Here is a 9004-nt window from a genome sequence, read left to right as displayed (position 1 = left end):
CGCTACAGCTGGCAGGTAAGGGTATGGGATAATAAAGGTAAAACCTCCGGTTGGAGTACGCCTGCTTACTGGCAAACGGGGTTGCTGAATGCCGGTAACTGGAAAGCGCAATGGATCACTTCAGGTTTGCCGGGCGACAGTGCCGGCGGCATTGCTCCCTTTTTCCGCAAAACGTTTAGTACCGCTAAAAAAGTACAGTCGGCCACTGCCTACATAACCGCACATGGATTATATGAGGCGCAGCTGAATGGCAAGCGGGTAGGGGATGCTTTCCTAACCCCGGGCTGGACCAGCTATAAGAAACACCTCACTTATCAAACCTATGATGTTACCTCCCTGCTGCAAAGCGGAAAAAATGCTATTGGGGTAATACTTGGCAGCGGCTGGTACCGTGGCCCGCTTAGCTGGAGTAAGCTGAAAAATTATTATGGTAAGGATGCGGCTCTGTTGTTCCAGCTGAATATTCATTACACAGATGGTACTACGGAAACAATAGTATCTGATAACTCATGGAAAGCAGCTACGGGCGGTATTGTATCTTCTGAGATCTATGATGGGGAAGTGTTTGACGCCCGCCTGCAAAAAATGGATTGGGCCGGCGCCGGCTTTGATGACAGCCAGTGGGCAGCCGTTAAAGTGAAGGATGCACCGCTTGATAATCTTTCCGCTTCCTATAACGAGCTTATTAAGAAACATGAAACCTTTACACCCACCAAAGTTATTACCACCCCTAAAGGCGACCAGGTGCTGGATTTTGGGCAAAACCTGGTAGGCTGGGTGCAAATAAAAGTAAAAGGCAAAGCAGGTGATACGGTTAAGGTAGCGCATGTAGAAGTGCTGGATAAAAAAGGGGAGCCTTATTATGAAAATCTTCGTTCTGCCAAAGCGGAAGATATATTCATACTGAAAGGTGATGGCACGGAAGTATTTGAGCCGCATTTTACATTTCATGGTTTCCGCTATATCCGCGTAAAAGGTATTAACGGACCTTTGAACCCCGCTGATTTTACTGCTGTGGCATTATATTCTGATATGCCTTTAACCGGGGATTTCAGCTGTTCTGATCCGCTGGTGAACCAGCTGCAGCATAACATCCGCTGGGGGCAGCAGGGCAATTTCCTGGATGTGCCTACGGATTGCCCGCAGCGTGATGAACGTTTGGGCTGGACCGGTGATGCAGCCATGTTCTCCCGCACCGCCACCTTTAACCGTCAGGTAAATAACTTTTTTGCCAAATGGTTAAAAGATGTGGCCTTTGACCAGGCATCCAACGGGGCTGTGCCGTTTGTTGTACCCAACCTGCTTTCCATTTTTCCTGATCCTGTAGGCGCTACCGGCTGGTCTGATGCAGCTACTATTGTTCCCTGGAACACTTATTTAGCGTATGGCGATGCCCGTGTGATCGAAGAACAATATCCCAGCATGAAAGCCTGGGTAGGGTATATAGAAAAGGCCGCCAAAAATGACCTGTGGAATACCGGCTTCCAGTTTGGCGACTGGCTCTCTTACCGTGCAGAGGAAAATGATGCTTTTAACGCGGTATCAGCCATAACAGACAGCCGCCTGGTGGCGCAGTGCTTCTGGGCCAACTCCACGCAGATCATGATCAATTCCGCTAAGCTCCTGGGTAAAATGGAAGATGTGAACTATTATACTGAACAGCTGCGCCGCATTAAAGCTGCTTTTCTAAAGGAATATGTAACGCCTAATGGCAGGCTGGTATCCAGTACGCAAACTGCTTATGTGCTAACATTGTATTTTGATATGCTGCCCGAAACTATGCGCCCGCGTGTTGTAGATGAGCTGGTGGAAAATATCAAGCACTATCATAACCATCTTACCACCGGCTTTTTGGGCACGCCTTTCCTGTGTCATGTATTAAGCCGTTTCGGGCAAACAGAGGTAGCGTATAAGCTATTGCTGCAAAAAACGTATCCGTCGTGGTTATACCCGGTGAAAATGGGCGCTACCACTATCTGGGAGCGTTGGGATTCCATGAAGCCAGACAGCACTTTCCAGGATCCCGGCATGACCTCCTTTAACCACTACGCCTACGGCGCTATTGGCGACTGGATGTACCGTACCATGGCGGGCCTGGATACGTATGAAGATGCGCCGGGTTACAAGCATATTAAAGTACAGCCGCACCCTGGCGGTGGTATTACCAGCGCCAATGCCAGCTTAAAAACCTATTATGGTACAGCAGCTGCCGGCTGGAAAATAAGCGATGGAAAAATTTTACTGAATGTGGAGGTGCCGGCCAATACCACTGCTACTATTTACATACCGGGCAGCAGTGCGGAAGGTATCCGGGAAGGCGGGCAGGCGCTTTCATCTCAAAAAGATATAAAGGTAAGCGGCACGGAAGCGGGGTATGTGGTGGTAAATGTAGGCTCCGGCAAATATGCCTTCACCGGTGCTTTTTGATCTGTAGTAGTGTTTTTGTTCACTTTTATAAAGGGGCTGTACCAGTAAATGGTACAGCCCTTGAAATTATAACAACTAAAACCAGATCTTTTTATCGTTGCTGTTGCTGCGCATCATGTTTCTGGCGCTTAATGGCGCGGCTGTTGCGGTTTTCCTCGCGTTTCAGCTGGCGTCTTTCCTGATTGGTTACCACACCGTCTGCCTTGGCTTCTTTTTTATTCTGCTGCAATTTAGCTTCCCTTTTTTCCAGGTGTTCTGTTTCCCGTGCAGTTAGCTCGCCGGAGTTAACGCCGTTGGCTATACGTTTTTGCTGGTTTACCTGGCGTTGGGTAACACGGGGTGTGGCAGTTTGCGCGCTGGATATATAACTGATGGCCATACAGGCTATAAAAGCGCTTGCAAAAATAATACGTTTCATACGCATATAAGTTTTAAGGTGTATGTAGAATAGACTGCGTATTACGGTCATGGTTTAACAGGAGCTGAAAATGAAATTGCGCTCAACGCACAATCGCCTGATACTAAATAATTCGTAAATTTGAATTATGTCAATTACATCCAATACAGAGCTTGAAGGCATTAAGAAAGTAAGTGAAGCGGTGGGCATGGTGCTGCGGCAAATGCGGGAATACGCACAACCAGGTATGACTACCAGCGCGTTAGATGAATATGGCGGGCAGCTGCTGGAAGCTGCAGGCGTAAAATCTGCTCCTAAACTAACCTATGGTTTCCCGGGCTGGACCTGCATTAGCGTGAATAATGAAGTAGCGCACGGCATACCCTCCAACCGCATACTGCAGGAGGGCGACCTGGTGAATGTGGATGTTTCCGGTGAGCTGGATGGTTATTGGGCAGATAATGGCGGCTCTTTTGTGTTAGGTGAGGATCTTCACCAGCATGCTCTATTGGTAAATACTTCCAGGCAAATATTGCATAAAGCTATTCAGCATATTAAAGGCGGCGTTAAGATCGCTGAAATTGGCAGGTTAATAGAAACAGAAGCCAAAAAGGCGGGATACCGTGTAATTAAAAACTTAGTGGGCCATGGTGTGGGCAGAAGCCTGCATGAAGCGCCCAAGGAAATTCCCTGTTTTTACGACCGCTTTAACCTGGACCGTTTCAGGAAGAACGGTATTGTAGCTATTGAAACTTTTATCTCCACCCGCGCTACCTACGCATATAACAAAGGTGATGGCTGGACGCTGGTTACCAACGACGGCAGCTTTGTAGCCCAGCATGAGCATACCATTATGATCACAGATGGCCAGCCTGTTATTTTAACAGAGGCTAACGGCATCTGAGTGTAAGCAGGTGCATATTATCCAGGATAAAATACTATCATCATCTGTACCCCCCCAATCCCTTTAATAAATAAAGCACCAGTGCATTAGTTACAACAGGCAAGGGCGGTATCCAGGCGCTGCTGCTGTCTAATATTGCTTTGCAGGCAGCGTAGCTGTATACCACCCAAATGCTGTTGTGTATAGATGGCGAAAGGATCGGCAGTTTCAGATTGCAGGAACAACGCAGGTCTCCTATTGCAAGATTACAACCCGCTGCAAAAAAATACTTCAGCGTGCAATGAAATATGGCTGCAGCTGCCATTGCGCTATGAATTTCTGGCGATACTACCCTATATTAGTGAACCACTTTATCAATGTTCTAATAATTAGCATATGAAATACGCCCTCATAACTGTTTTACTAGCCATAAGCGCAGGTATTGCAAAAGCACAATCACCGGTTATTATACAACAGGATCCTGAAATAGCGCAAATGGTGCAGGAAGTGTCTGCAGATTCCCTGCAGGCGTATGTGCAGGCCATGGTATCCTTTGACACCCGCAGCACGCTGAGCACGCAGAAAGAGGCTAAACGCGGTATAGGCGCAGCCAGGAATTGGGTGTTAAGTAAGTTCAACCAGTTTGCCGCGCAATCCGGCGGGCGTTTAACAGCCTATATAGATACCATTACGTATATGCCTGACGGTAAGCGGGTAGATGTACCCATTAACCTGGGCAATGTAATGGGCGTTTTAAAAGGAACTGACCCTAATGATAAACGTATCTTCCTGGTCAGCGGCCACCTGGACAGCCGCCGTACCGATGTAATGGACCGTACCGGCACTGCGCCCGGCGCCAATGATGATGCCAGCGGTTGTGCCGCCGTAATAGAATGTGCGCGGGTAATGAGCCGCCATGCCTTTCCGGCTACGGTGATCTTTGTAACAGTAAGCGGCGAAGAGCAGGGGCTGCTGGGTGCACACTTTTTAGCAGACAAGGCCCGCAAGCAAAAGTGGAATATTGAGGCTATGCTGAATAACGATATTGTAGGCAGCAATAACAGCAACGAAACCAACATTATTAATAATACGCAGATCCGCGTGTTCAGCGAAGGATTGCCTTATGGAACAGATTCCGCTACTGCCGCCGCCATCCGGCAAATGGGCCTGGAAAATGATGGCAAGGCCCGGCAGCTGGCCCGCTATGTAAAAGAAACCGGCGAGCGGTATGTAGCTAACCTGGAGGTAGTGCTCATCTACCGGAACGACCGTTTCCTGCGCGGTGGTGATCACTCCCCTTTTGTAGAGAATGGATATGCTGCCGTACGTTTTACAGAAATGAATGAGAACTTTTACCATCAGCACCAGGATCTGCGTACTGAAAATGGTATTGAGTATGGCGACCTGGTAAAGTTCATGGACTTTGAGTACCTGCGTAAGAATGCTGCCATGAACCTGTCAAACCTTGCTAACCTGGCCAAGGCGCCGTCTATGCCGGAAGAGGTGTTGGTAGATGTTGCGGGTTTGGGTAATGCCACCACGCTGCATTGGAAAGCGCCGTTGAATGGGAAAGTAAAAGGCTATTATGTAATGATGCGGGAATCCAGCAGCGCAGTATGGCAAAAGAAATTTTTCACAACCGATACGAGCATCAAGCTCCCTTACTCAAAAGATAATTACTTTTTTGCCGTGCAATCTGTAGGCGAAGCGGGAAATGAAAGTCTGCCTGTAGTACCTAAAGTGGCCGGCCGCCAAAGCGTACCGGCAAAACCGGCTAAGTAATGATTACTTCAATGGCATGCCCTTTTTTGCGGGGCATGCTAACTACTCATATCATAGTTATTTTCAATAGCATTCGTGAATGCTTCTCATTTTTTAATAGAAAGATTCATATACACCGTGTGTGCAGAATCTATCTTATCCTCATAATTAGGGATTGGAACGGAATCTTTCTCCAGTGTTGCGCTCCAGTAATCTGCTATTCTTACCTTTTTAATCAGTGGATACGCTTTAATAAACAGCTCCTGGTCATTTTTACGCCGGGTGCCTATCACAACAGCATAGATCCTGAAATCAAAAGTGCCGTTCCTTTCTCCTAAACCATCTGATTTACGGGCCACGTAGCGGGTAACTGTTGCATATGGAGCCATCTCAGAATAAACCTCTTTTTCAGCTCCCTCACCGTCACGGGTATAGTGTGCAAGAAAGCCGTTACTAAACAGCCAGGAGTAACCATTATCAATATCAGTATAGTAAGAGGGGTGATGAAAGTGCATAGTATCCAGGCCATATAATTTTATAGAATCCTGCGTCATATAGGTGGCCGTCATTATTAATCTTTCCTTTTTTTCAGGCAGCAGGTCTATGTTTTCTGCGGTATCCACTGTATTTACAGGTACATATTTATCGGGCAGCGTTGTTAATACCGGCGCATCCGGCACTTTATAGGTTTCTTCCTTTCCATTATTTGTACACGAGCAAAGTACATACAACGATAACAGATATACGTTTTTTTTAATTACTAGCATACGCTTCGCTTTATGGTTTCCTGTCTAATAAAGATATTAAATCTGCCGGTATCTTATTATAAGATAACAGTCATTTAATGCGCGCGTATCAATTTCCTCTTTGCGTAAATTGTTTTCCGCTTTTGATCAAAGGCCTACATCCGGAAGCTGCACTTTTGCATTGGCCTAAACGATACAGTGTGTAGCTGTATACATAAACGATATCTTTTTTAAAAACCAGAAAACCCGAAGTAACCAGACCTCATAGTTTACCTAAAAAATTTTAGCACCATGGAACCCAGGATAGAGACGCTTCCCCGGATCGGCACCAGTATGCAGGCATATTCAGCAACAACGTATCCTGCCTTTTCTCCACCTATGCAACCTTTAATTATTGATGTTACCGATGAGGAAAGAATGGAGATCACTTACATTGGTAAAAAGCTAAAACGGAAATACCAGGACTACGAAAACCCTGAATTTATTTCCACTTTGCATTTGAACGCATTTAAATTATTACCAGAACGTATTGCACGCATCTTAAGCAGTTTTGGAACCGATTTTACTGCACAGCAATACGGCGCTATTGTGCTCAGGGGGCTTATAGAAATAGGGCAGGAAGAGCTGGGCCCAACGCCGCCCTCCTGGCAGGAAACAGACTATAATAAGATCGTGGAGTACGGGTTTATTTCCTCCTTATTACATGGTGCAGTTCCCTCTAAACCGGTAGAATATTTTGCGCAGCGCAAAGGCGGTGGTTTAATGCATGCCATTATTCCCGATGAAAAAATGACGCATACGCAAACAGGCTCCGGTTCCAGGACCGATCTGTTTGTACATACGGAAGATGCTTTCCTGTACAATGCAGCCGACTTTTTAAGCTTTTTATTTTTACGGAATGAGGAACGGGTGCCCTCTATGTTATACTCCATCCGTTCGCATGGCAAGCCTAACGAAACTATGAAAGAGCTGTTCAGGCCTATCTACAAATGTCCCAAGGATGCGAACTATGAACAGGATGATGCTACCGGCGAAGAAACCCGCACAGCCGTATTATATGGTAATGAGGATGCACCTTTTATGCGGTTTGATGCAGCAGAACAGATCTATAACGTAAACGCAGACCAGTCGCCGGAAGCCCTGGAGAATTTAAAACGTTTCTGGGAAGAAGCAAAGGGATTGATCTATAATGAATTTATTCCCGAAGCAGGCGACCTGATATTTGTAAATAACCATTTGTGCGCACATGGCCGTAATGCTTTCCTGGCGGGCTTCCGCGAGGAGTATGGCCAGCTGGTGAAATGTGAGCGCAGGCTCATGCTGCGCATGATGAGCAAAACCAGCTTAATCAATATCCGGTCTGTTACACACCCGGAAAATCCCTACCTCATTATGGAAGAACATTATGGTAAAGTGTATCATTCCGCATTAGCAAATATGTAATAATACACCGCCATACACCCCTTTCCAGGACCGTGATACACGGCCCTGTAGCCCAACGTTTTTTTAAAATGGAACCATTATAAAAATTAATGCATTATATGAGCAACACAATGTATGCTGAACTCCCGCAATCCGGACCGGATCTTTTAACCAGGGAAAAGGAAACCTATCCTGATATTTTTCATGAAGGCGCAGCAGCTGAATACAGCAAAGCCATTACCGGCGCGCATGACCTGGTAGTGAATTTCCTGCACAGGAACCGCAAACCTTTCAGTGGCATACCCGCTGCGGAGCTGAAGGCCGCTTTTGCAGCCGTTGATTTTGATACGCCCCTGCCTGATTATGAAAGCCTGCTGCAGGAAGTGCAGGAGCTGTATGTAAAACATGCCACCGCCTTTCACCTGCCGGAATATATTGCGCACCTGAACTGCCCGGTGGTAATACCGGCCATAGGTGCTGAGGTATTGATTGCCGCTATTAACTCCTCACAGGACACCTGGGATCAGAGCGCAGGCGGTACGCTCATGGAGCAAAAGCTTATCAGCTGGACCTGTAATGAAATAGGGTTCGGTAAAGAGGCGGATGGCGTGTTCACTGCCGGTGGCTCACAAAGTAACCTTATGGGCCTGTTGCTGGCAAGGGATTATTACGCTACCGAATACACGCAGCATAATATTAAAAAAGCAGGGTTGCCGGCTGAGGCCTCGCGCTACCGCATTTTTATCTCAGAAAAAGCGCATTTCAGCAATCATAAAAATGCCGCTTTACTGGGGCTGGGAGAGCAATCGCTCATAGAGATAAAAACAGATGACCGTTTCCGCATGAATGCGCTGTTGCTGCAGGAAGCCATTGAACGGGAGATCAGCCAGGGCAATATACCCATTGCGGTTGTAGCTACTGCCGGCACTACGGATTTCGGTAACCTGGATCCGCTGGCGGAGATTGGGCGTATAGCCGCCAAATACCGGCTCTGGTATCATATTGATGCGGCTTATGGCTGTGGGCTGCTGCTTACGGAAAAATACCGTTCCCTGCTGAATGGTATGGAACTGGCACATTCTGTTACTATAGATTATCATAAATCATTTTTCCAGCCGATCAGCAGCAGCGCATTTATTGTAAGGGATAAAAAGTACCTGCAGTTACTGCGCATGCACGTTGATTATCTGAATCCCAAGGATGAGGATTATGATGACCTGAACCAGATCAATAAATCCGTGACCCAAAGTACCCGCCGCTTTGATGCGCTGAAACTGTGGTTTACCCTGCGTTTAATGGGCAAGCAAAAGCTGGGCGCTTATACAGAAACTATTATTGAAACGGCAGAAAAGGCTGCAGAAGTAATTG

7 protein-coding genes are annotated in these 9004 nt (G+C 46.8%); 5 read left to right on the top strand and 2 right to left on the bottom strand.

The window, feature by feature from the left end:
- Positions 1 to 2427 (top strand): glycoside hydrolase family 78 protein (locus tag VIM87_RS10600; protein ID WP_331996971.1); only part of this gene is annotated, 2427 nt, incomplete at its 5' end.
- Positions 2428 to 2518: 91 nt separating this feature from the next.
- Here VIM87_RS10600 and VIM87_RS10595 read toward each other — a convergent pair.
- Positions 2519 to 2845, bottom strand: coding sequence for a hypothetical protein (locus VIM87_RS10595; RefSeq protein ID WP_331996970.1), 327 nt, complete (start codon positions 2843 to 2845; stop codon positions 2519 to 2521).
- A 127-nt stretch (positions 2846 to 2972) separates the two neighbouring features.
- Here VIM87_RS10595 and map point away from each other — a divergent pair, with 127 nt between their 5' ends.
- Together map and VIM87_RS10585 are read left to right on the top strand one after the other, a co-directional pair.
- Positions 2973 to 3728: a type I methionyl aminopeptidase gene (gene map / locus VIM87_RS10590; protein ID WP_331996969.1), complete on the top strand. Its 756-nt coding sequence runs from the start codon at positions 2973 to 2975 to the stop codon at positions 3726 to 3728.
- A gap of 375 nt (positions 3729 to 4103) precedes the next feature.
- Positions 4104 to 5489, top strand: coding sequence for a M28 family metallopeptidase (locus tag VIM87_RS10585; protein ID WP_331996968.1), 1386 nt, complete (start codon positions 4104 to 4106; stop codon positions 5487 to 5489).
- A gap of 86 nt (positions 5490 to 5575) precedes the next feature.
- Here VIM87_RS10585 and VIM87_RS10580 read toward each other — a convergent pair whose 3' ends face one another.
- A complete protein-coding gene (locus VIM87_RS10580) occupies positions 5576 to 6235 on the bottom strand; it encodes a hypothetical protein (RefSeq protein WP_331996967.1) in 660 nt (219 codons plus the stop codon).
- A gap of 357 nt (positions 6236 to 6592) precedes the next feature.
- Here VIM87_RS10580 and VIM87_RS10575 point away from each other — a divergent pair, with 357 nt between their 5' ends.
- Positions 6593 to 7657, top strand: coding sequence for a taurine catabolism dioxygenase TauD (locus VIM87_RS10575; protein WP_331996966.1), 1065 nt, complete (start codon positions 6593 to 6595; stop codon positions 7655 to 7657).
- A 98-nt stretch (positions 7658 to 7755) separates the two neighbouring features.
- On the top strand, positions 7756 to 9004 hold a 1249-nt coding region (locus VIM87_RS10570; RefSeq protein WP_331996965.1), incomplete at its 3' end, for a pyridoxal phosphate-dependent decarboxylase family protein.

The sequence above is a fragment of the Chitinophaga sp. genome (genome assembly GCF_036569125.1).
In the GTDB taxonomy this organism is placed as follows: Bacteria; Bacteroidota; Bacteroidia; order Chitinophagales; family Chitinophagaceae; genus Chitinophaga.
Note: the sequence above shows the minus strand (reverse complement) of the source record. Positions and strands in the feature narration are given on the sequence as shown.

Coding starts and splice junctions, on each gene's coding strand:
- VIM87_RS10580 (WP_331996967.1), bottom strand. CDS start 6,235: ATGCTAGTAATTAAAAAAAACGTATATCTGTTATCGTTGTATGTACTT.
- VIM87_RS10575 (WP_331996966.1), top strand. CDS start 6,593: ATGCAACCTTTAATTATTGATGTTACCGATGAGGAAAGAATGGAGATC.
- map (WP_331996969.1), top strand. CDS start 2,973: ATGTCAATTACATCCAATACAGAGCTTGAAGGCATTAAGAAAGTAAGT.
- VIM87_RS10585 (WP_331996968.1), top strand. CDS start 4,104: ATGAAATACGCCCTCATAACTGTTTTACTAGCCATAAGCGCAGGTATT.
- VIM87_RS10595 (WP_331996970.1), bottom strand. CDS start 2,845: ATGAAACGTATTATTTTTGCAAGCGCTTTTATAGCCTGTATGGCCATC.